21 protein-coding genes are annotated in these 24307 nt (G+C 36.4%); all 21 read left to right on the top strand.

Going from position 1 to position 24307, the window contains the following annotated elements; all coding sequences use genetic code 11:
- The first annotated feature begins 41 nt into the window (after positions 1–41).
- The 21 genes from fliS (at position 42) to BUF11_RS10185 (ending at position 24293) form a co-directional block, all read left to right on the top strand.
- Complete coding sequence (gene fliS / locus BUF11_RS10080; RefSeq protein WP_073588705.1) at positions 42–416, top strand: flagellar export chaperone FliS; 375 nt, start codon at positions 42–44, stop codon at positions 414–416.
- 13 nt (positions 417–429) lie between these two features.
- Entirely contained in the window at positions 430–921 is a 492-nt protein-coding gene (locus BUF11_RS10085) for a hypothetical protein (protein WP_073588706.1), read from the top strand.
- A 121-nt stretch (positions 922–1042) separates the two neighbouring features.
- Entirely contained in the window at positions 1043–1867 is an 825-nt protein-coding gene (locus BUF11_RS10090; protein ID WP_073588707.1) for a flagellin N-terminal helical domain-containing protein, read from the top strand.
- A gap of 180 nt (positions 1868–2047) precedes the next feature.
- The gene (locus BUF11_RS10095; RefSeq protein WP_073588708.1) at positions 2048–3241 is read left to right on the top strand and encodes a CgeB family protein; all 1194 of its coding nucleotides are present in this window, start codon (positions 2048–2050) and stop codon (positions 3239–3241) included.
- Positions 3229–4293: a glycosyltransferase family protein gene (locus BUF11_RS10100; RefSeq protein WP_073588709.1), complete on the top strand. Its 1065-nt coding sequence runs from the start codon at positions 3229–3231 to the stop codon at positions 4291–4293. Before BUF11_RS10095 ends, BUF11_RS10100 begins: the two co-directional genes overlap by 13 nt.
- Before the next feature lie 6 nt (positions 4294–4299).
- Positions 4300–5454: a glycosyltransferase family protein gene (locus tag BUF11_RS10105; protein WP_073588710.1), complete on the top strand. Its 1155-nt coding sequence runs from the start codon at positions 4300–4302 to the stop codon at positions 5452–5454.
- 23 nt (positions 5455–5477) lie between these two features.
- Complete coding sequence (locus BUF11_RS10110) at positions 5478–6548, top strand: glycosyltransferase (protein WP_073588711.1); 1071 nt, start codon at positions 5478–5480, stop codon at positions 6546–6548.
- A gap of 135 nt (positions 6549–6683) precedes the next feature.
- Complete coding sequence (locus BUF11_RS10115; RefSeq protein ID WP_073588712.1) at positions 6684–7826, top strand: glycosyltransferase family 4 protein; 1143 nt, start codon at positions 6684–6686, stop codon at positions 7824–7826.
- The gene (locus BUF11_RS10120; protein WP_073588713.1) at positions 7819–8817 is read left to right on the top strand and encodes a hypothetical protein; all 999 of its coding nucleotides are present in this window, start codon (positions 7819–7821) and stop codon (positions 8815–8817) included. The genes BUF11_RS10115 and BUF11_RS10120 overlap by 8 nt, the downstream gene beginning before the upstream one ends.
- A gap of 61 nt (positions 8818–8878) precedes the next feature.
- The gene (locus BUF11_RS25045) at positions 8879–10993 is read left to right on the top strand and encodes a glycerophosphodiester phosphodiesterase family protein (RefSeq protein ID WP_084558585.1); all 2115 of its coding nucleotides are present in this window, start codon (positions 8879–8881) and stop codon (positions 10991–10993) included.
- 118 nt (positions 10994–11111) lie between these two features.
- Positions 11112–12455, top strand: a complete 1344-nt coding sequence (locus tag BUF11_RS10135) for a Gfo/Idh/MocA family oxidoreductase (RefSeq protein WP_073588714.1) — start codon at positions 11112–11114, stop codon at positions 12453–12455.
- Positions 12456–12503: 48 nt separating this feature from the next.
- Positions 12504–15035, top strand: a complete 2532-nt coding sequence (locus BUF11_RS10140) for a hypothetical protein (RefSeq protein ID WP_073588715.1) — start codon at positions 12504–12506, stop codon at positions 15033–15035.
- A 21-nt stretch (positions 15036–15056) separates the two neighbouring features.
- Positions 15057–15896, top strand: a complete 840-nt coding sequence (locus BUF11_RS10145) for a LicD family protein (RefSeq protein WP_242952355.1) — start codon at positions 15057–15059, stop codon at positions 15894–15896.
- Positions 15897–15918: 22 nt separating this feature from the next.
- Entirely contained in the window at positions 15919–16350 is a 432-nt protein-coding gene (locus tag BUF11_RS10150) for an adenylyltransferase/cytidyltransferase family protein (RefSeq protein ID WP_073588716.1), read from the top strand.
- 16 nt (positions 16351–16366) lie between these two features.
- The gene (pdxA, locus tag BUF11_RS10155; protein ID WP_207665474.1) at positions 16367–17410 is read left to right on the top strand and encodes a 4-hydroxythreonine-4-phosphate dehydrogenase PdxA; all 1044 of its coding nucleotides are present in this window, start codon (positions 16367–16369) and stop codon (positions 17408–17410) included.
- Positions 17403–18341, top strand: a complete 939-nt coding sequence (locus BUF11_RS10160) for a glycosyltransferase family 2 protein (protein ID WP_073588717.1) — start codon at positions 17403–17405, stop codon at positions 18339–18341. Before pdxA ends, BUF11_RS10160 begins: the two co-directional genes overlap by 8 nt.
- Before the next feature lie 9 nt (positions 18342–18350).
- On the top strand, positions 18351–19538 hold the full coding sequence (locus BUF11_RS10165) for a radical SAM protein (RefSeq protein WP_073588718.1): 1188 nt from the start codon (positions 18351–18353) through the stop codon (positions 19536–19538).
- Positions 19538–20767, top strand: coding sequence for a radical SAM protein (locus BUF11_RS10170; RefSeq protein WP_073588719.1), 1230 nt, complete (start codon positions 19538–19540; stop codon positions 20765–20767). The genes BUF11_RS10165 and BUF11_RS10170 overlap by 1 nt, the downstream gene beginning before the upstream one ends.
- Before the next feature lie 127 nt (positions 20768–20894).
- On the top strand, positions 20895–21986 hold the full coding sequence (locus BUF11_RS10175) for a glycosyltransferase (RefSeq protein ID WP_073588720.1): 1092 nt from the start codon (positions 20895–20897) through the stop codon (positions 21984–21986).
- 153 nt (positions 21987–22139) lie between these two features.
- Entirely contained in the window at positions 22140–23318 is a 1179-nt protein-coding gene (locus BUF11_RS10180; RefSeq protein WP_175562032.1) for a class I SAM-dependent methyltransferase, read from the top strand.
- 30 nt (positions 23319–23348) lie between these two features.
- On the top strand, positions 23349–24293 hold the full coding sequence (locus BUF11_RS10185) for a glycosyltransferase family 2 protein (RefSeq protein WP_073588721.1): 945 nt from the start codon (positions 23349–23351) through the stop codon (positions 24291–24293).
- The last annotated feature ends 14 nt before the right edge of the window (positions 24294–24307 follow it).

Raw genomic sequence — 24307 nt, forward strand, 5'->3', positions numbered from 1 at the left:
TAAGATTAATATAGTGATGGAGACAATTGGAGGAAAAAACAATGGCAATTAATGCGGCTATGACTTATCAGAATAATGCAATACAGACGGCTTCTCCGGCAGAACTTACATTAATGTTATATGAAGGAGCAATCAAGTTTGCTAATATAGCAATGATGGCAATCGAAAACGGTGACATTGAGAAAGTTCATCTCAATATTGTGAAGACTGAGAATATTATTATGGAGCTGCGTTACACTCTGGATCACAAGTACCCGGTAGCAAAAGATTTCGAACAGGTTTATGATTATATTTATCGCCGCCTGGTAGATGCTAACGTGAAGAAGGAGAAGGAGATTTTGGAGGAGGCCCTTGGATATATCAGAGAAATGAGAGATACTTGGAAAGAGGTCATGAAGTTAAGTAAGGCACAATAAGAGAGAGAATAAGATGGCAAAAGATCAAAATGCGGTATATATAAATATTCTCCTGGATACTTTGTATAAGAAGGAAGAACTTCTTACCTCCTTAATGGGAATTACCAGAGAGCAGGAGAAATTGTTGGAAGAAAAAGACTTCTCTATGGATAAGTTTGATACTGCCATGGAAGAGAAGGAGAAGCTCATCAGGAATCTGAACATGCTGGAGGATGGCTTTGAGGCTTTGTACCAGCGGGTGGAAAAGGAGCTTCATGCAAGAAATTCCGAGTATCAGCAAAGCATTCTTAAAGCGCAGCAGCTGATACGCAGTATCACTGAAAAAAGCGTAAATCTTCAGGCTCTGGAATCAAAGAACAAGGAAAAACTCCTCTTTTTTCTGGCAGGAAAGCGTCAGGAGATACGAAGCTTTAAGAACAGCAGTCAGGTGGCGGACAGATACCAGCAGAATATGACCAACCAGCATCAGGAGGGGCAATCTTACTTTTTAGACAAAAAAAAATAAAAAAATCAAGTTTAGATATAAAGTATCCGAGAGAAATGTCGATATATATAATAAGTAAAGTAAATTTACTTAAATACAACAGCAGCACGGATGCTGCTGAACATTCAAGGAGGAATTACATATGATAGTACAACACAATATGGCAGCAGCCAATACCAACAGACAATTAGGCGTTACCAACACAAATCTTTCTAAGTCAACAGAGAAATTATCTTCCGGTTACAGAATCAACCGTGCAGGCGATGATGCAGCAGGACTTTCCATCTCTGAAAAAATGCGTGGACAGATCAGAGGCTTAGAGCAGGCTTCCACCAATGCCCAGGATGGTATTTCTCTTATCCAGACAGCAGAAGGCGCGTTAAATGAGACTCATTCCATTCTTCAGAGAATGAGAGAATTAACAGTACAGGCATCTAATGATACCAATGTATCTACAGACCGTGATGCAATCAAAGAAGAGTTAGGTCAGCTCACATCAGAAATTACAAGAATTTCAGAGCAGACAGAATTCAATAAGCAGAAATTATTGTCAGGTAGCTTTTCTACCACAGGCCTGAACCTTCAGGTTGGAGCAAACGGAAGCCAGAGCATTTCCTTTAACATCAGCAAGATGGATGCAACTACATTAGCAGTTAATGCTGTTAGTGCCAGTGTGGATACATATGCAAATGCAACCGCTCAGCTTTCTGTTATTGACAAAGCGATTTCAGATGTTTCCAATCAGCGTTCTACAATGGGTGCTATGCAGAACCGTCTGGAGCATACAATTGCTAATGCAGACAATACAGCTGAGAACTTACAGTCAGCAGAGTCCCGTATCCGTGATGTTGATATGGCAAAAGAAATGGTTAAGTATTCCAAAGACAGTATTCTTCAGCAGGCTGCTCAGTCAATGCTTGCCCAGGCAAATCAGGCAACACAGGGTGTTCTTTCTTTATTAAGATAATACTTAACAAAAACAAAAAAGCCGATATTATATCGGCTTTTTTTGTTTATAAAATAGCGAATATGCTTAATTCATTTGGATTTTTAGCCGATATATAGATAAGGGTAACTGAGCTGCCGGACCGTAAGAATGAGAATACGGTTTAGCGGCATTTTTTGAATATAGAATGAAGGAGTTAAAATGAGGATTTTGTTTATTGAATGGCAATGCTTTGGCGCGATGCATGTGGTAAAAGCATTGGAGGAACTGGGGCATGAAGTAGAGAGGGTGGAGTTTAATCCAAATAAGGACAACACAGATGAGAGCTATGTCAGGGAGGCTATTAAAGTGTTATCTTATCAATACTTTGACATAGTATTGAGCTATAATTTTTTTAGTGCCATTGCCAGAGCCTGTCATGAGAATGGGGTTATATATATATCCTGGCTTTATGACAGCCCCCTTTTTCAGGTGTGGAATACAACGGCATATTATCCGGAGTGCTATATATTTTCCTTTGACCAGGATCAATGCGATGGATTAAAGAGAGAGGGAATCCGCAATGTCTATTACATGCCTCTGGCGGCGGAGACAATCTATATAGATACCATTACGGAGACAAAGGAGCAGGTGGATCGTTTTAAAGGAGATGTAGCCTTTGTGGGGAAGCTTTACGAAAAAAAGACGGATATCCAAAGGAAAATTTATAAAGCAAGTCCGGAATTTTTTAGGGGATATGCAGATGCAATAGCAGAGGCACAAGCACAGCTGCAGAGTGCAAATTTTCTGGAGGAGGTATTAGAGCCGGCGGATATCCAGAAGTGTATTTTGGAGGGGCTTAAAATGGATAAAGAAGAGGGAACCATTGCTTCTTCTGTCAGTCTCTATGCCGGTTATTACCTTGCTCCCAATGTGACGCTAAGGGAAAGGCGTAATATGATAAAGAAGGTATCTGAAAGCTTTGCTTTAAATGTATTTACCTTAAGCAGTACAAAGAGGTATAAGAAGGCAGTAAATAAAGGCGGTGTAGATTACTATAAAGAGATGCCTCTGGTATTCAGGCATAGTAAGATTAATTTGAATATGACACTTCGTTCCATTAAAACAGGAATCCCCTTAAGATGCTGGGATATTATGGCCGCCGGAGGTTTCCTTTTAACGAACTATCAGGCTGATATGCTGAAGCATTTTGAGCCGGGAGTAGATTTCGATTATTTCATTAATGAGGAAGACATGTTGCAAAAAATCGAATATTATTTAAACCACGAAGAAGAGAGAAGAAAAATTGCCCGAAACGGTTATGAGAAGGTTAAAAAATATCATGGCTATAAAATGCGGCTGCAGGAAATCTTTCGAATTGTAGAGGAAGGAGAGAAAAGCAGATGCGTGCGGTAATATGTAAAGTGGGGCAGAGAATGGAGACGGCAGTTGCGGAGGAGTTAAGAAGAGAGGCACTTGAGGTGGGAGAATTCGCAAGGATTCTTAAGGATAAGGACTACGATGTGGAATATATACAGGCTCTTTCAGATTATATCAAAGAGTACGGAGCAGATATGGTGTGGAGCATGGAGTATATTCCGGTTATTTCAAGAGCTTGCCTTGTAGAAAAGGTTCCGTATGTTGCCTGGATTATAGGAGAATCCTGGAATACTCTATATTCCAGTACGATACAAAATCCCTGGAACTTCGTTTTTGTTGCGGAGGGGCATATAGCTGAGAGGTTTTGGAAGAAGAATCCCGGGCATATATTTTATCTACCACCGGGGGCTAAGGCGGACGTACTTTCAGAGGTGCCGGGAACTGTCGGATTGTGTAACTGGAATATGGAATATCCTGTTTATTATATGAAGGAAGATTGCTCTGAATATATGAAGGGGTATGTCAGGGGGTTGATAGAAGCACAGCAGAGGGTGTACGGGTACCATTTCCTTCCGAATTTAATAACAAAGAAAAGAAAAACAGAATTGGGAAAGATTCTGTTAGAGCCAATGAGGGGAAAAGACTATTATCAAAAAAACCTTCAGGTGCGGATAGATGATTTCTTATGCGATACGATAACACGGAACGAACGGGAGGAAGCGGTGCAGATAATGAAAGATATGGAGATCTTCCATGAAGGAGATGGGCTTTGCACTGTGAATGTCAATGTTGCTTCCCGTAAGTGCAGAACGGGAATTCCCTATGATATGCTTCGTGTAATGGGAGCAGGAGGATTTGTTATAACAAATTATCAGGACAAAATAGCGTCCTCCTTTGTTATCGGAGAGGAAATTGTCGTATATGAAGATATGAAAGAACTACAGGATAAAATTGAATATTACTTGGAACACGAGGAGGAGCGAAAGCAAATTGCAATAAGGGGAAGGAGAAGAGTTAAGGAAGATTTTTCCTTACAACAAAGAGTAGGGGATGTCTTCTATGCTGTAACAGAGGGACTGAGGAGATAAGATAATATGAAAATACTGTTTCTGGAATGGCCCTGCTATGGGGCTGAAAATTGGATAAGAGAGCTTGAAAATCAGGGATATGAGGTAACTCATATGAAGGTTCCCCATATGCTGGATGAGGATGATATGGTTTTTCAGAATCGGCTAGTTGAGAGGATAAAGGATAAGGGATATGAGTTGCTGTGCACCTTTAACTTTTTACCGATGCTGTCTATTATTGCAAGAAATACTAATATAAGGTATCTGTCATGGGTTTATGACAGCCCATTGCTTACGATGTATTCAGTCGAAGTGGGAAGTCCCAATAATTATATCTTTTTATTTGACAGGAGACAGTACGAGGAATTCAGAGATAAGGGAATTCAGACAGTTCATTATCTTCCATTGGCGGGAGTAACAGGAATAGAAAAGGATTCTACAGGATATTCTTCAGAGGTTACTTTTGTTGGGGCTCTTTATCAGACATATAATCTATTTGACGAAATTAAATATCTGCCGGATAGATTAAAAGGATATCTGGAGGGCATTATGGAGGCACAGAGGAGGGTTTATGGTTACTACATGCTGCCGGAACTTTTGTCAGAGGAACTATTAGGCGAAATCTTAAAATATATTAAAATGGATTTGGGAGACCAGTATTGGGCAAGTTACAGGGATATTTTTGCAAGTCAGTTTTTGGCAAAGAAAACAGCAAATCTTGAGAGAGAGAGTATGCTTCGTTATTTAGCCCAATATTTCAGGATATACCTGTATTCCAACGAAAGGCTGGAAGTGCCCAACATAATCAACTGTGGGACAGTTCCCTATGGGGCGGAGATGTATAAAGTGTTCCAAAGGAGTAAGATTAATATTAATTCTACCTTGCGCTGCATTCAGACCGGTATTAATTTAAGGACCATGGATATCCTGTCGGCAGGTGGCTTTTGCCTTACAAATTACCAGGAAGAATTAAGTTCCCATTTTGTCATCGGCAAGGAATTGGAAGTCTATGAAAGTGAATTGGATTTGCTGGAGAAAACGGCCTATTATCTGGAACATGAGGAAGAAAGAGAAGAAATTGCAAGGAACGGAAAAAAGCGGATAGAGGAAAGCCACACTTACCCCATGCGGGTAAAGGAAATGATGGATATTGTGTGCAGAGGGTTTGCTAAAAGTAACTGACCTGACAGGAGAAAGGGAGAAATATGCATAGTATTAGTCTCTGTATGATTGTTAAGAATGAAGAGGCCAATCTGGAGAGATGCCTTAAAAGCGCAGCTGGCTATGTGGATGAAATGATTATCGTAGATACCGGTTCGACTGATAGAACGAAAGAAATTGCCTGCAGATATACGGACAGGGTGTATGATTTTATCTGGGAGGATGACTTTTCGACAGCCAGAAATTATTCTATCAGCCAAGCAAGCAATGAGCATATTCTGGTGCTGGATGCAGATGAACAGTTACAAAGCATGGACAGAGATGAGGTGGAGAGGCTGAACCATATATGTCCGGAGGGAATCGGCAGGATTCTTATAGTTAGTCAGTATACACGGAACAATTATACATATAAACAACGGGAGCGCGTGAGCCGGCTGTTTTCGAAGGAACTCTATCAGTACGAAGGAAGGATTCATGAACAGCTTGTTCCCCTTTACAAAAGAGAGGCTGCACAAACTGTCAGCATAACCTATGATGTACCGATAGTGGTAGAGCATCTGGGATATGAAGGGGATTTAACAGCACGCCGGAGTAAAACACAGCGTAATATCAAACTTTTAAAGGCTGCACAGGAGCAAGACCCGGAGGATCCTTACCTTTTATACCAGTTGGGAAAGAGTTTTTATATGGAGGAAGATTATCATAGTGCCTGTGAGTACTTTGGGCATGCTCTGTATTTTGATTTGGACCCACGTTTGGAATATGTTCAGGACATGGTTGAAAGTTATGGCTATACTTTAATTAACACGGGACAGTATGAAACGGCTTTGCAGATGTTAAATATTTATGATGAGTTTAGCCATTCTGCAGACTTTTTATTTCTGACAGGTTTAATACTAATGAACAATGGTAAGTTTGAAGAGGCTATCATTGAACTTGAAAAGGCAGCTGAAAAGCCTTGCAGTAAGGTGGATGGCGTAAACGGATATCTTGCCTTTTATAATATCGGAGTGATTTATGAATGCCTGGGAAATAATGAAAATGCTGTAAGATATTATAAGAAATGCAGGGAATATAGGCCTGCTTTACGAAAGCTGATGGATATGATAGAATGAAATCAGAAGAAAAAGGGCGAAAGTTGTAATGCCAAGTAAAAGATTAAGTAGGAAGTGCTCCCCAAGTTCCTGTTTTAAGCGATTGGGTCATTTAGCACTATATATAAGACAATCCATGGAGGGAAATGTACTTGTATGACAATCTATAATATATGTCCGTATATCTATTACCGGAATGAACAGCTCCTTAAGGATACCTGTTTGGTTCCATATACATTCCATAAATTGTACGGCTATAGGGTGGTCTTGGTGACTGCTAAAAAAGAGGAATATTCATATCTTGAGATGCTGCCAGGGCTGGAACTTGATATTCAGCCGGCGGCAGTAAATATGGAAGAATGGACGAAGCAATGCTGTACTTATATTGAAAAAAATTATCAAAGTATAGATATTCTTTTTTGCTTTGGATCTTACTCTATTTATACGGAAATTGTGCCCTTATATAAAAAGCTGCGGAAAGATGGAAAGGTAATACTTAAGCTGGATGCCAGCCCTGATTGGGTGGATAAGATTCCTGTAAATCGAGAGGACTATAAGAGTTTATATGAAAATTGTACGGTTATTACCTGTGAATCCAAGCGTATTAAACGGCTTTTATCCCGAAAATGGCCGTATCAGATTGACTATCTTACGAATGGCTTTTTAAGACTGGATGATAGCTGTGAGGAAAGCCGTGAAATAGATTATAGGGAAAAAGAAAATATAATTTTAACGGTTGGACGGATTGGAAGTTATCATAAGGCAAACTGGGTACTTCTGGAGGCGTTTGCTATGTGTGCGGATTGTCTTAAAGAATGGAAAGTGAAGTTGGTAGGCAGTATAGAACCTGAATTCGAATCTTATATAAAGGAATATTTTGTTAAATTTCCTGATTTGAGGAACAGGATTATCTTCACCGGCAAAATAGCAGATAAGCATTTGTTGGATAAGGAATACAGAGCAGCAAGGATATTTGCACTAACTTCTGTTTCTGAAGGAGGATCTCCCAATGTATTTGTAGAGGCGGCAAAAAGAGGATGCTATATAGTGTGCAGTGATATTGCCGCATCGGAAGAGATGACCAATGGCGGTATGTGCGGAAAAGTATTTGAAATAAATGATGTAGCTGGATTGAGTAATATATTGCTGGAAATATGTAATACCGATTTTGAAATTGTACTTAAAAATAACAGCAGAGAAATTGTAAAGTATTGTGAGAGATTTTTTAACTATGAAGTTAGCATGAAGAAGATAATGCATTTATTAGAAAGCAATGAGAGTGAAGTGAACTATGAATAGCTTGGAAATTTGTTTAAAGGATAAGTGTGTGGTAGTTAAAGATCACCTGCTATCAATAAAATTGCTTGATTTTAATAATAAGTATACAAACCTATGCCTTTTGCCAAGAAAAATACAGTATGAATTATACATAGAATTATGGAATCTGGTAACAAAATCCGATTTGCCAGAAAGAGAGAAAGAGATGCTATTAGTGATTCATGCTCTTTTGATCCGGTATTTTTCATCTACTGAAAGAACATTAAAGGCTGTGTTGACAGGGGATGAAGTGCTGCTAGGCCAAGTGGTTCAATATGTTGATTTTTTTAATAGGGAAGACCTGGTATTTTCATTGCCTGTAAGCCGGAAGACCGATTATGATATGGAAGAGTTTATTCCTGCATTTATCGATTATATACATGAAGTGGGAAATGAAATACGGAATAAATGCAATCTATTTCTGATAGATTATCGGGGATTGGGAAAAAAAGAAAGCGTAATTTTATCAGAAATAAACCAGATATTAGATTATAAAGGGGAAATAATACTCTATCATGCACCTGAAGAAGGATTGGAATTGAGTGAATTCCAGCTTGAGGAGAAGTTTGTAATAGATAAAAATAATACAATATACCTGCTTGAAAGTAAAAAACAATACCAGATGGGAGAAGATGAAAAAAAGCTGGTGTATCAATTCCAGGATATTATAGGAAAACTTAATGCAGACTGGGTGGATATAGAAAACACCGTCCAAGGAATCTGTTACGAGAAGAAAGAGAAAAGATTAACGATAAAGCTGGATGCCATGATTTCACTGGTACAAAGACTTGAGACAATAGTAACTGAAAATTTGATATTTCATTTACATAAAGATTTAAAGTTTGAAGTCAATGAACTAAAAAATACATTGTTGGATTTTCGATACGAACAAGAAGACATGGAATATTTTATGCGTATAACCGGGGTTAAAATGGAAGGTATTATGAGTTTAAAGGATGGTATCTTTTCTTGATAATAGAATTTTTTAGTCTTGTAGTTTGAAGAAAAGTTAATTTACGGGAGTAATAAAAAGTATGGACAGATTAGTACCAGTAGAATTAAAAGCAGGAATCCGCACTGCTTTGGCAGATGGGACATTGGTTCTAAATTCACCGAAGCATATGGCAACAGAGCATTTATATAAGGCAGTGGCAGGAGATCGGATTTCATTATTTTCTGACGAGTATCTTTACGCAGTGGCTCTTTTTTCTCTTAAAAGAGATATGAAATATATTTATACATATGAATATCAGCGTGAAAGTAACTGGACTACCTATTTGCAGAATTTAACACCGGACTCCTACACAGACGAGGAATATGTATTTGAAGAAGAATGTTATTTTCGTGTTTGCTTAAAGAGAAGAGATGGGCAGGATATTACGCTGCCAGATGCCAAAAGAGGCAGTGAAGCTTTAAGATATGAAGCAGCTAAGGAAGAGAAAAATATAAAACAATGCTTTAAAGAAGAAATTAAGAAGACAGTTCAGGATATACTTCATTTACGGAAGGACTTTTTGGCTTTTTGTGTGCTTACTGATACACACTATACAGTAAACGGAACCTGGGAGGATACGGCATTTAACATACAAGCCATCCATGAACAGGTTCATTTTGATGAGATTATCCACCTGGGTGATGTGACAGATGGCATAACTTCTGCGAAAGTCACTTCTGACTATGCGAAAGCAGTATTGAGAGATTTACGTTCCTGCAATATTCCGGTACGTATGGTTCTAGGTAATCATGATTCTAATTATTTCCGTAACAATTCGGAAAAATTTACGATAGAAGAGCAGATGAAGCTATATCTAAATGATGGTAATGAGCTGACTGCTCCTTATTATTATGTGGATTATCCAAAACATAATCTAAGGTGTTTGTTTCTTCATTCTTTTGATTACGAGGCCCCGATCCGTTATGGTTTTTCAGACAAAGAAGTTGAATGGGTTAGAGAAACGCTGGAAAGCATGAAAGACGGCGGAAAAGTATTGGTCTTTTCTCATGATGCCCCTTTCGCGGAGCTTGACTATTGGAGCCATTCAATACGCAACGGAGAAAGGATGATGGATGTACTGGAAGAATTTAATTCGAAAGATAAGTTTCACATATTGGGGTATTTTTATGGACATATCCATGCAGATTCTATTTATGAAAACTGTAGCTTTCCTTTGGTATCCATTGCCTGTGCCAAGTGTGAATGTTTTGCAGGTATGAAACCGGAAGGAGCCATTGCACCGAAGCGCTGTCCTAATACTGTAACACAGGATTTATGGGATACAGTAATCCTTGACATAGAAAAAGAAAAGATTCATATGGTACGTTTTGGCGCGGGAGAAGACAGAGTGGTTGACTGTTCCAAAAAGGAAAGTATACGCAAACAATTACTGGAGGAAAAAAGAAGAAACCGCAAAACGAAAGTTTGGGCACATCGAGGTGCATCGGCTTATGCACCGGAAAACACACTGCCGGCATTTGCGCTTGCAGTGGGGTTAGGTTCTGATGGAATAGAGTTGGATGTACAGCTGACCAAAGACGGAGTTCCTGTTGTTATTCATGACGAAGCCATAAACAGGGTTAGTGATGGGATGGGTAATGTTTGGGATTATACTTTAGAGGAAATAAAGAGTTTTAATTTTAATATGCAATTTCCGGCTTACGGGAAAGTGGAGATACCAACACTGGAAGAGGTATACAATCTGTTGCAGGATGAAGAAGTTACCGTTAACCTTGAATTAAAAAATCATATCTATTTCTATGAGGGGTTGGAAGAAAAGGTATTGAAACTTGCCCTAAAATATAAAATGGAGGACAGGATTGTGTATTCTTCATTTAACCATTCATCCATGATACATTTAAAGAAATTGCAGGATGATGTAAAAGTAGCATTTTTGTATGGGGATGGTTTCATAGATATCGCAGGGTATGCAAGGAAAAATGGTGCTTATGCCATTCATCCGGAGATAGCAAATATAAAGTATCCAAGATTTTTAGAAGAGTGCAGGGAAAAAGATGTCAGAGTGCATGTGTGGAACGTAAATGAACGGGCTGATATAAAAAGGATGGCTGAAGCGAGAGTGGATGCTGTAATTACCAATTATCCGGATAGGGCAGGGCAGATTGTTGAAAGCTTTTCGAATGGCAAAAGGTAATTATTATGGGGAAGTATGTCGATAAAATATATGATGAAGTTTATTGTAACGGAAATTAATTTAGAAAGATTTTATATTCCTTTTATATCAATCATTAAGAAACTGGCAAGGAGAATCTATGAAGAAAGTCATTACATATGGTTCTTTTGATCTATTTCATGAAGGGCACTATAAATTATTGAAAAGGGCAAAAGAGCTGGGTGATTATTTAATTGTTGGAGTTACAACGGAACATTTTGATTTGCAGCGTGGAAAATTAAATGTTGTGGATTCCTTGCTGGAACGAATAGATAATGTAAAAAAAACAGGCTTTGCTGATGAAATTATTATTGAAGACCATGAAGGTCAGAAGGAAGAAGATATAAAAAAATACGATATTGACATATTTACCCTGGGATCGGATTGGACAGGAGTGTTTGATTATCTTGGAATTTTATGCAAGGTAATATACCTTGAAAGAACGCCGGACATATCGTCAACAATGCTCCGTAAGAGCAAATTTCCAATTATCAGGTTAGGTATCGTAGGAACCGGAAGAATTGCTCCAAGGTTTATTGCAGAAGCAAAGTATGTAAGCGGTATTCATGTACGCAGTGTTTACAATCCTCATGGAATAAATGCAAAAATATTTGGCGAAAAATATGAGATGGAATATTATTCGGCAGATTATTGGGAATTCATACATAGTATAGATGCAATATATATTGCATCTATACACGAGACTCACTTCGAGTATGCAAAGCAGGCATTAAATCATGGAAAACATGTGTTATGTGAAAAGCCTTTAGCCTTTAGTAAAGCTCAGGCGGAGGAATTATACAAAATCGCAAATGAAAATGGGCTGATCTTAATGGAAGGCATTAAAACTGCTTATTGTCCGGGATTTGCCGAGATGATAAATGTTGCAAAAAGCGGTGTAATTGGGGAAGTCAAGGATGTTGAAGCTTGTTTTTCACGATTAACGGATCCGCAGCTTAGAGAAATGGTAGACCAGGAATATGGCGGTGCATTCTTAGAATTTGGAAGCTATACGTTGCTGCCTATCTTTAAATTGTTGGGATGTGACTTTAAAGAAATAAAGATTGACAGTATTCTTGCAGATAATGGGGTTGACTTGTACACGAAAATTTATTTTAATTATAATAACAGTCTTGGTCTGTCGAAAACCGGTGTGGGAGTGAAATCAGAAGGTCAGCTGATAATTGCAGGAACGAAGGGATATATTTTGGCTCCATCACCATGGTGGCTTACAAAATCTTTTGAAGTCCGTTATGAGAATCCCAATAAAGTGGACAAGTACTCACCAAAGTTTATGGGTGATGGTCTGCGTTATGAAATAAGCGAGTTCATTTCCAGGATTAATGGCCATGGAAAACAGACATTTCGGTTAACACAGGAGGAGTCCATTGCAATGGCTGAAATCGTTGAGAAATTTATGGAACAGCGGAGACAGGAAAATTAATGGTACAAACTCGAATAAAATAGAATAATTTCTGGCAGGGAATATAAGATGAGAAAAACTATTAAGAAAAAATTAATGAATATAACCAATTCCATTGAAGAAGCCAATAAGGTTCTGACTTCGCTCTCAAATGAAAATCGGAGAGAAGAAGTTTTAGAGCTGTTGACGGATGAGCAAATAACTGTTATACAGATGGGAAACACGATTGAGAACTCTGATGGAGAAGGGACAGAAGCAGTACGGATGTTGGAAGGTTATTGTGAAGCTGTGTGGGAGATTAGCCAGGAAGCAGACGTCACTAACAGAAGTATATTAATTCAGAATTTATCAAATTATATTCGGGATTTTAGGACGGCACTTGATAAGTTCAAAGAAACCTATAACATTGTATTTTTGCCGTATCAGGCAAGTATGTGGGACTCAATGGAAAGTATTTGGATTGCAGCGAAGGAGGAAAAGAATTGCAATTGCTATGTAATTCCTATTCCTTATTTTGAATGCAATGCCGATGGTTCTGCTGGGATTATGCACTACGAAGGGGATAGGTTTCCTGATTATGTTCCGATTACACATTTTAAAGACTATAACCTTGCAGAGGAGCATCCTGAAGTTATCTATATTCATAATCCTTATGATGCTGCCAATAAAGTAACTAAAATTCATCCCGATTTTTATAGTTCTAAAATTAAAACATATACGGACATGCTGGTGTATATTCCGTATTTCCTTACAGGCAGTCATATGCCACAATCCCATAGTCTGCTTCCTGCGTATTTACATGCTAACAGGATTATTTTACAAAATGAATCAATGTTTAATGATATTGATTGCTTAATATCACGTGAAAAACTTGTGGCAATTGGCTCACCTAAGGTTGACAAGCTTCTGAAGCTGTGTGCGAGTTCACCGGAGATGCCAAAAGAGTGGAGAAAGTTAATTTTTAATACGAACGGCACGAAGAATAAAGTCATTATGTATAATATCAGCGTAACAGGCCTGTTGAATTTAAAAGATAGGCTATTAAAAAAGATGGAATATGTTTTTGAAACGGCTAAAAGAGCAAAGGGGATTGTACTGTTGTGGAGACCACATCCTCTATTAGAAGCGACTCTGCAGTCCATGACTCCAGAATTATATGGAGAGTATAACAGACTTAAAGAGATGTTTATAGGAGAAGCTATTGGAATATATGATAATACCTCAAATCCAGAACTATCTGTAGCATTATCGGATGCATATATAGGAGAAGTTACGTCATCTATGGTAGATATGTTTGAAGTTACAGGTAAACCGATTTTTATTTTAGATGGTAATATTATGGGTGAGGTACCGGACATATCGGATGAAGAAATGAAAGCGTTATCCGTTTATGACATTATTTTGGGAGAAAATGTGGGGTGGTTTGTAAGCAAAAAATATCAGGCGGTATGTGAAATGGATTTGGAAACAGGTAATGTGGAAATCCTTACAAGGATACCGGATACAGAAATGAAAGAAATTGACTTGTATCGTTATATTCAAAAAAGAGGGAATAAAATATATTTATCGCCTTTACGTGCGAAAGATATGTGCTTATACAATATAGACAGTAAGATTTTAAAAAAAATCTACTTCCCAGATCCAGAAAGTATGAATTTCATCGATTTGGATTTTTATGAGAACGAAATCATCCTAAAGCCTAGTGGACATAATGGCATTGCGAGATATAATGAACAGACAGAGCGCTTTAACCGTATTAACGGCTTTATGGATGAGTATAAGAGGCGTTGCAACAAATATAGTATGGAAAAGCCTGCATTTGTTGGCAGAATGAAAAGAACAGGCAATATTATCTGGCTTCCATGCGCACAAAGCAATGGTGTTATTAAATATAATCTGGATGATGATTCATGGGAATATTTTGAAGTTGGAAGCAAGGACAATACCTACAATGATATAGAAATTGTAGAAGATTACGCATGGTTATTGCCATATCATAGCAGTAAAATAGTAAGGTGGAGTATTATCACAAACCAATATGAAGAATACGATGGATACTTAGAGTGGGTTAATCAAAGCGGGAAGGAAATGCTGCAAATATTTGGCTGGTGGTATCGGTTTGAAAGTAAACTGTATGCTTTCCCAATACAGGGAGAATGCATCGTGGAGATTGATTTAGAAAATGCTACATTCAAACCGTTTATAATAGAGGTTCAATGTAGTATAGCAGATAGGAAGTTTACACTTTTTAGGTCATGGGGAAATATTGAGATGGTGCGTGAATTTGATGATGACCTTTATGTAATGCTGGCTTATGATGAAAGCTTACTGGTTTTAAATAAAAAAGATATGAGTGTAAAACGAAAGATAAAAGTGCGTTTATCAGATAAAAGCTTTAGAAAAATACAGGATGAAATGTTTGTACCTGCGGTTAATAATGGAAGTGGTTCTTTGATAACGAATGAGAACGAAGAATACCGTTCTTTAACATATTATTTTGAATACATTAAAAACTTACCAGAAAATGAAGCAAAAAGAAGGCCTATAACACAAAATGAAAGTATAGGAAAGCGTATCCACGAATATATAAAAACTCAATAATGGAACAGGGAGGAACTGCTCGTGCAGGATATAAAGGCTAATAGAATGGGATATAAAATCTCAGAAGATGAATTGCGCCAAATACAGGTTATTCAGCTGGAACTTATTATTGAACTGGACCGCATTTGTAAGAAATGTGGAATTAAATATAATATAGTTGGCGGCACTATGCTGGGGGCAGCGAGATGTGGCGGATATATTCCATGGGATGACGATGCGGACATAGGGTTCCTAAGACAAGAGTATGAAAAATTCCGTAAAGCATGTAAATCGGAATTGGATAAATCCCGCTTTTATTTTCAGGATTATCGTAATACCAAAGGGTATCGCTGGGGTTATGGGAAACTAAGAAGAAAAGATACTAAGTTTGTTCGTCTGTATCAGGAGGACATGCCATATGAACAAGGGATTTTTATTGACATTATGCCTTTTGATAGCATACCGGATAATATTCTTATAAGGAAAATACATTTTTTTGAGTGCTTTCTTTACAGGAAGGCTTTTTGGGCCAGAATAGGTAAAAATCAGTCAGTTGGTTTGGAAAGACTGGCCTACTTGATATTAGATAAGATTCCTGAAAAAAGATTGTATAAATCATACAATAGATTTATCAGTCACTGGACCGGAAAAGAAGCAAAAGAAGTTCGAATTCTTACATTTCCTACCCCAAGGGGAAAATACGGATATGATATAAGATGGTATACAGAATTAAGTGAGATAGAGTTTGAAGGACTAATGCTCCCATGTGCAGTTGATTATGATGGTTATCTGAAATACAAGTATGGAAATTATATGGAATTGCCGCCTATAGAAAAACGCAAGACTCATCCGGTTTCAGAATTAAAACTTCTGGATATTTAGAGTAGATATATGAGGATAGAATATGCATAAGTATAAAATAGGGTATACGGATGGCGTGTACGATATGTTTCATGTAGGACACCTGAATATGATTAATCAGGCAAGAGAATACTGTGACTACTTAATTGTGGGTGTTCATAGCGATAATGTAGTAAAAGAATATAAACACCGTCAGCCACTGATAAATGAAGAAGACAGATGCAAAATAGTGGAAGCCATAAAGGGTGTGGATCAGGCTGTTATAACAAGGTTTCGGGACAAGGTTGAACTGTGGAAATTATATCAGTTTGACGCTGTTTTTATTGGAGATGACTGGAAGGGCACAGAAAGATGGAACTATTTCGAAAAATTGTTGAAACCCTTGGGGGTAGATGTTATTTATATACCCTATACTAAGGGAATATCTACTTCTGAAATACGCAAACGAATTGCAGAAGATGAAAAATCAGAGTAAATCTTGGAGGGATAGAATGCAGCAGAAAAGGGAAAGGCTTGCCATTACGATGGGGGATCCTGCAGGTATAGGTACAGAGATAATAATTAAGGCCTTAAGCAAAGAGAGGGTGTATAATAGTAGTATTCCTATAGTAGTGGGTGATTATGAAGCATTATCTGATGCAATTCATTTTTGTGGCTTGGATTTAGCTTTAAATGAAATAACAAGTCCAGAGGAAGCAAGGGGAGAATTAGGAATAATAGATTTCATTAATTTAGGCTATTTAACAAAGGAAAGTTGGGAATACAAAAAAAATAGTACATTATGCGGAGATGCGGCGTTTCACTATGTAATATATGCCATTCAACTTGCTATGGATTGTAAAGTGGATGCTGTTATTACGGCACCTATAAATAAAGAGTCTATTAATATGGCTGGGCATTTTTATAGCGGGCATACTGAAATATTTGCAGAATATACAGGAACCAGTAAATATGCAATGCTTCTTGCCAGTAAAAATCTTAGAGTAATTCATGTATCAACACATGTATCTTTGCGTGAAGCGTGTGAACGTGTAAAAAAGGCCAGAGTACTGGAGGTTATTGAATTGGCGGAACAGGGTGTAAAAATGCTAGGGATTGAAAAGCCCAAGATAGGAGTGGCAGGCCTTAATCCTCATTGCTCCGAAAATGGTTTATTTGGGAAAGAGGAAGCTAATGAAATTTTACCTGCTATAGAAGAAGCCAAGAGAAAAGGGATTAATGTTACGGGACCGGAATCACCGGATACAGTTTTTGTGAAATGTGCAGGAGGACAATTTGATATTGTCGTGGCAATGTATCATGACCAGGGGCATATACCGTTAAAATTAAGTGGATTTAGATATGATGCAGATAACAATGGTTTTGAGTCGGTTAGCGGTATCAACTGTACAATAGGATTGCCTATTATAAGAGTGTCTGTAGACCATGGCACGGCTTTTGGAAAAGCAGGCGAAGGAAGGGCGAATGAAGAAAGCATGTTAGATGCAATTGGAGCAGGAGTATTAATGGCACAGAATAGGAGGAGAAATGCCTAAGTTGTCAATCATTATTCCAATGTATAATGCTGAAGATTATATTGGCAAGTGTTTGGATAGCATACGGAACTTAACATTTCAGGATTATGAAGTCATATGTGTTGACGATGGTTCGGCAGACAGAACACTGTCAGTGTGTAAACGCTACCAATCCCAAGATAAAAGACTTCATATCGTCAGCAGTTTCCATTCCGGGGTGTCTAAAGCGAGAAATATCGGTATAGGTGAATCAAGAGGGGAATATATAGCTTTTATTGATTCTGATGATTATATTGAAGATTCTATGTATGAAGACATGATTTGCCAATTAGATATCACAAAGGCAGACGTAGCTGTAAGTGATTTTTATATAGATACAGGCATGGAAAGTAGGATACGTAAAAATGAGCGGGTTGTATTGCCTGTATTTGATGGGAAGCAGTTGTTAAAATATGCTTTTGAAAGAGAACATTACCATGGAATTACGGCATGGTTATGGAATAAAGTATTTCGCAAATCTATTATTATAAAAGATGAGCCAATTCAATTCGAAGAAAATTTGGAAATTGGTGAGGATGTAGTATTTATAGTTAAGTTTGCGTTAAGGACATATAAAGCAATTCATGTAGAAAAAGCTTTCTATCATCATGTAAACAGGGAAAACTCGTTATCAAAGGAATACAATTCGAAAAAATATAATGACAGATTGTTAGCTTATAAAATGGCAATTCAGATATTGAAAGAAAATGGAATAACAGAAGAAACTGCGATATGGCTAAAACGATTTTACGTATATCATGCTGCTAATTTTGTAGAGTCTGCAAAAAGAGAAGGTGACTGGTATCATGAACATTCACATAAAAAGGATATAAAGACTTATTTGAATGAATATATACGGACTAATCAGAGGTACCCTGAACGAATAAAAAGAATATATGAATTATTAGATTAGAGGGAATACATGAGAAGTACACAGGCATTTACAAAAGAGAATTATGATAAAAACAGGGAAGTGATTATCTATGGAGCGACAGTATATGGGGAAATAGCATATTGGGCATTGGAGTACATAGGAATCAGACCGGATTATTTTTGTGACCGTGCATTAGGTGGCGATAAAAAATATGGTATACAAATTTTAAGTCCGCAGGAATTGACTGAGCATAAAGATGCTATTATTATATTGGCATCCTTTAATTATTTTTATGAAATAAAGGAAAATTGTAAGTCTTATGGATGCAATGAATATTATGATATGGAGTATTTGCTTCAGCTACCGCTGCCGGAGGATAAACTGTCAGGGAGAGCGAAAGGGAGGCTTCACGACATAAATGGATATAGAAATATGCTGGAACATGGGCAAGGTGAGGGAAGGCTAAATATCAATCATATTGATTATGTTGTTTGTGAAAGTTGTTCATTAAAATGTCGTGATTGCAGCAATCTAATGCAATATTATAAACATCCGGAGATAGTGGATATTGATAAGTATGAACCGGCTTTTGCACGGTTTCTTTCAGTCATGGATTATATATCTGAAATATATATCTTAGGTGGTGAGCCATTTTTAAACAAAGAAATATATAAAATAATGGACCGGTACCATGATCATCCCAAAATCGGAGGAATAACAATCTTTACTAATGGAACGATAATACCGGATGTGTTAACCATCCAATCAATGAGAAAAAGTAATGTGCTGGTACAGATATCAGATTATGGTCTTAAGCAACAAAAATTAAGGGAACTTGGTCAGGTACTCTTGGATAATGGTGTACGATATGTTGTAAAGAAATATGAAAATTGGACTAATTTAGGTGGTATCAAGAAAAGGATGTATTCTGCTGAAACGCTGCAAAAAAATTATGAACTATGCTTTTGGAAAAAGAATTATACAATGCTTAGGGGAAAAATACACAATTGTCCGCGGTCCGCTCATGGTCAAAACTTATGTGCTTTTGAGGCACATGGAGAAGAATATGTTGATTTCAACGATGGGACAGTTTCACACGAGGATTTACGAATACAGATGCTTAAACTTATCGAATGTAAAAAATATTTGACAGCATGTGAATACTGTGACGGTGGAGATTGGAACAGAGAAAGTATACCTGCAGCAATCCAGATGGGAACAAAAGGAGACATATAATGAGAATAACGGAACCTTTTAAAATAGATAGGTTTCAGCACAATAGAAAAATAATTATTTATGGGGCTGGGACATGTGGTGAAATTGCATTACGAGGATTAGAATGTTATGGTATAAAACCTGATTTTTTTTGTGACAGAGTTGAAAAAAATAGAAAAGCATTTGGAATAGCAATAATAAAACCAGAGGAATTGCCAAGCTATAAGGATGCTATAATTCTACTGGCATCTGTAAATTATTTTTATGAGATGATAGATACGTGTAACCGTTTAAATTGCAGAAATTATTACGATATGGAAGAAATTATGAATATCCGTATACCGGATGAACGCTTGTCATTTCAGGCACAGGATATTTTGGCAAATAAAGCCAGATATATAGATGTAATTCATCATGGACAAGAAGAGGACAGGCTCTGTATAGGGAAACTGGAAATTAATGTTAGCGAAGCTTGTACATTAAAATGTAAAGACTGTTCTTATCTGATGCAATACTATCAGCATCCCCAAAATGTAAATATACAATATCTAAAAAATGTATTAGACCGGCTTTTATCTGTAGTTGACAGAGTTTCGGAATTCCGGTTGCTAGGGGGAGAGCCTTTTCTTAATCAAGAATTATATAAACTAATTGATGCATATTACAATCATGCAAAAGTAGGGATAATTGATATTCACACGAATGGGACGATAATTCCGACACAGAGAATATTAGATTCTTTAAAACATGATAATGTAGTTGTCCATATTTCTGATTATGATGTAAGTAAAAATAAAACAGAGCAATTAAAGATACTATTTGATAATAATTCTATAAGGTATTTTGTAAGAAAATATGATACTTGGAACTGTTATGGGATTCTGCAGGACAGGGGCTATAGTGAAGAAGAAGCACAAAGGATGTTTACATATTGTAGTGCGAGAAATTGTTATACAATAAAGAAAGATAAATTATATAGGTGTCCTAGAAGTGCTCATGCTACAGAATTAAAAATGATACCGGATTATGCAAGTGACTATGTCGATATCCTAAAGGATTCAGTGAGTAATGAAGAATTGAAAATTCACATTAAAAACTTTCTTTCATCCGACCATTATTTGAATGCATGCCGATATTGTATCAGCGCAGGAGCAGAAGTAACAGAAGTTAAGGCAGCAATACAGGTGGAAAAGTCCATAGAGTATATAGATTTCAGCTTTGAACATATAATAAGGAATTCAGATGAATAATCATATGAAAATATTATCAATGGGAATTTATAAAAACTATTAAAGAATAGATGTCTTTAAGGGATACTTATGATATATTATACAGAAACTGTTCAGGTGCAGGAAATTATTGAAGCGGAGGAGGAAAATGATAAAAATTCTACATAAGATGCCAAATAATGACATACATGGTGGAATACAAGCTTTTGTTGCCAATTATGCAAGGTATATGGATAGAAATAAATTTAAGAACGATATACTGGTTTCATGTAAAGAATATTATGAGAGTGAGTGGAATGATTCTGATATAAAATATATAGAAAAGACATCAGATAAAGGAACATTGAAAAAATCGCTTACTAAAATTCTAGAACAAGACTATGATGTCTTTCATTTGCATACATCATATTGGATGGGGTATGAGATGGAAAGTATAGCAATGGAATTAGGAATTAAAAAGGTAATTGTACACTCCCATGGCTCTTCTATATATGTAAATAGTGATATTTTGAAATCCAAAAAATTAGAATTACATAATGAGTATAAAAACAGGTTTACAGTGAATGATGCAACACATTTTTGTGCGTGTTCTCAAAAGGCTGCAGACTGGCTTTATGGGACGCAAATACCTAAAGAAAGAATTAGAATAATAAAAAATGCAATTAATATTGATAAATTTAGCTTTAATATTGAAGCTAGAAACATTATGAGGAAAAGACTAAACTTTGATGGATGTTTTGTTATAGGGAATAGCGGGAGGTTTTCAGCTATAAAAAATCATAGTTTTATGATTGAACTTTTTAATAAAATATTTAAGGAAAATCGTAATGCAAGGCTATTATTGGTCGGAGAAGGTATAGAGAAGGATAATATTCGGTATAAAATTAAAAAATATGGCTTGGAAAATATAGTTAGTATTATTGACTGGACTGATAAGGTGGAATTGTATTTAAACGCAATGGATTTGTTTATAATGCCGTCTTTTTTTGAAGGACTAGGTATGGCGGTTATAGAAGCACAATCCACAGGTTTAAAATGCCTTGCAAGTGATACAGTTCCGGAAGAAACTGAAATTACGGAGAATATTAAAAGATTGCCCTTAGATTTAGAAATGTGGTATGAAGAGACAAAGAAAATAATGGGTGGTTATAATCGTAAATCTGCATTGGGGCAAATAAGACATGCAGGATATGACATTAAAGAGCAGGTTAAAATTATGGAAAAGTTATATAGTGAATAGCAAAAATAAAGGCTATAGCAATGTATTTGCCATAATTTTATAGAGATTTGAATATGTAATTATGTTACTAATAAAATGCATCGGTAAATTTATATGCTTTTTAACTTTAAAAATGTAGTGATAGATTGATTTATGATAGGAGCGACAATAATAATGTTGAATAATTTATTAATTGAAATTAAAGAAGCATATAATCTTGATAAAATTATAATATTCGGTGCAGGAAAAAGGGGAAAGACATTTTTACAGTACTTAAGAAGCTTACATATTGACGTATTTTGCTTTTGCGATAATGATATCAATAAACAATTTAAATCTATTGATGGGGTGATGTGTTATCCGCTAGATAAAGTACCTTGTAAGAACGATGAAAGTATTTTATTTATATCTCCTAAAAAGAGTAATGAAATTTTTATAGAGCTGAGTAAGAGATACAGGTGTGTCTTGCCATCAATGGCATTGGATATTATCATGTCAATACCGCAATCATATGCAGGCTTTTTTCCAATCGGACATTTTTATAGTTTATATCCGGAATTATCAGATATTAAGCAAAAAACGGAGACTTTATATAATATAGACAAACAGCTGCTGGATATAGATTTAAATGAGAGAGGCCAAATTGAGTTGCTGTCTCATATATTAAAGTATTACGCTGCAATTCCAGCGTGGAAGGATATCAATAATAAAGAAAAATCAAATTACAGATATCGTTATTATAATACAGGTTTATCACCGACTGATGCGATTGGTTTACATTGCATGTTGCAATATATTAAACCTAAAAGAATAATAGAAGTGGGGTCCGGATGGTCCTCTGCGGTCACCCTTGATACAAATGAGTATTACTTAAACGACAGTGTTCAATTAACTTTTATAGAGCCTTATCCTGATTTATTGAAATCCATATTAAAAAAGACAGACAATATTAAATTATTGGAAACAAAACTGGAAAAGCTGGATGTAAATGAATTTTTAAAGTTAGAAGAAGGAGATATATTATTTATTGATTCCACTCATGTATCAAAAATGGGATCAGATGTAAACTATTTGTTTTTTGAAATTTTACCCCGGCTTAAGAAGGGGGTATATATTCATTTTCACGATATATTTTATCCTTTCGAGTACCCATTGGAATGGATTGAAAAAGGTCAGGTTTGGAATGAGATATATTTATTAAGAGCTTTCTTGCAAAATAATAAGAAGTATAAAATTATATATTTTCAAAACATGCTGGAAAGAAAATGTCCTGAAGTTTTTCTTGATAATTGGCCCTTGGTTGATAAAAACATAGGGGGAGGAAGTTTCTGGATGCAGAAAGTGGAAGCCTAAATTTTGTGATTAATATTGGAGACGGATAAGATGAAACCCATGGTAAGTGTAATTATGCCTGTATATAACGCGGAAAATTATATCAGAGAGGCGATTGATTCAATATTAACACAGTCTTATGGTAATTTTGAACTAATTATTATTAACGATTGCCCTACGGATAATAGCATGGATATCGTTTATAAGTATACAGATAAGAGAATAAAAATATTCAATAACAAGGTCAATTCTGGGATAGCATATTCCAGGAATATTGGACTAGAGCATAGTCAGGGAAAATATATTGCGCTTATGGATGACGATGATATCTCGCTCCCTGAAAGATTGGAAATTGAAGTGGACTTTTTGGAAAAAAGGCCAGAGATTGATGTAATCGGCGGCAGGTGTGATATAATTGATGCTAATGGTGGCTTTATCCGTAGATCGGTTATTCCTTTTTATAATCCTAAATTTATAAAGGCGGTGTATCTTTTTAAAAATGCACACATGAATAGTACGGTGATGTTTCGGAGAAATATAATTGATCAATATGGTATACGGTTTCGGGATAATTATTTAGGTATGGAAGATTTCAGGTTTTGGATAGAATGTTCCAAAGTATGCAATATGAGCAATTTGGAAAATATCTTATTAAAATATCGGAAGCATTCAGAAAATGAAAGCAGCCGTATCATGGAGAAAAAATTCGAAGAACGTAAAAAGCTATATGCTGAATTACAGAGATATTCCTTGTATGAAAGCGGATTTCGATTATCGGAAAAACAGTTACAATTAATTAATAAGGTGATGACTGAAAAGAATGGAAATTGTGAATTCTGGGAGGAAGCAAAAGAGTTTCAAGCTGTGTTGCGGGATATAGTCAATCAAGCGAGACATCAGGACTTGGATTATTGTGATGAATTGCTGATTTTATGCAAGAAAACCTGGGCGGAAAAGCTGAGTAATATGAATCAGTTGTGGGAATTTGACAGATGAAAATTTGGATATGT

Origin of the sequence: Anaerocolumna xylanovorans DSM 12503 (assembly GCF_900143645.1) — a bacterium.
Taxonomy (GTDB): domain Bacteria; phylum Bacillota; class Clostridia; order Lachnospirales; family Lachnospiraceae; genus Anaerocolumna; species Anaerocolumna xylanovorans.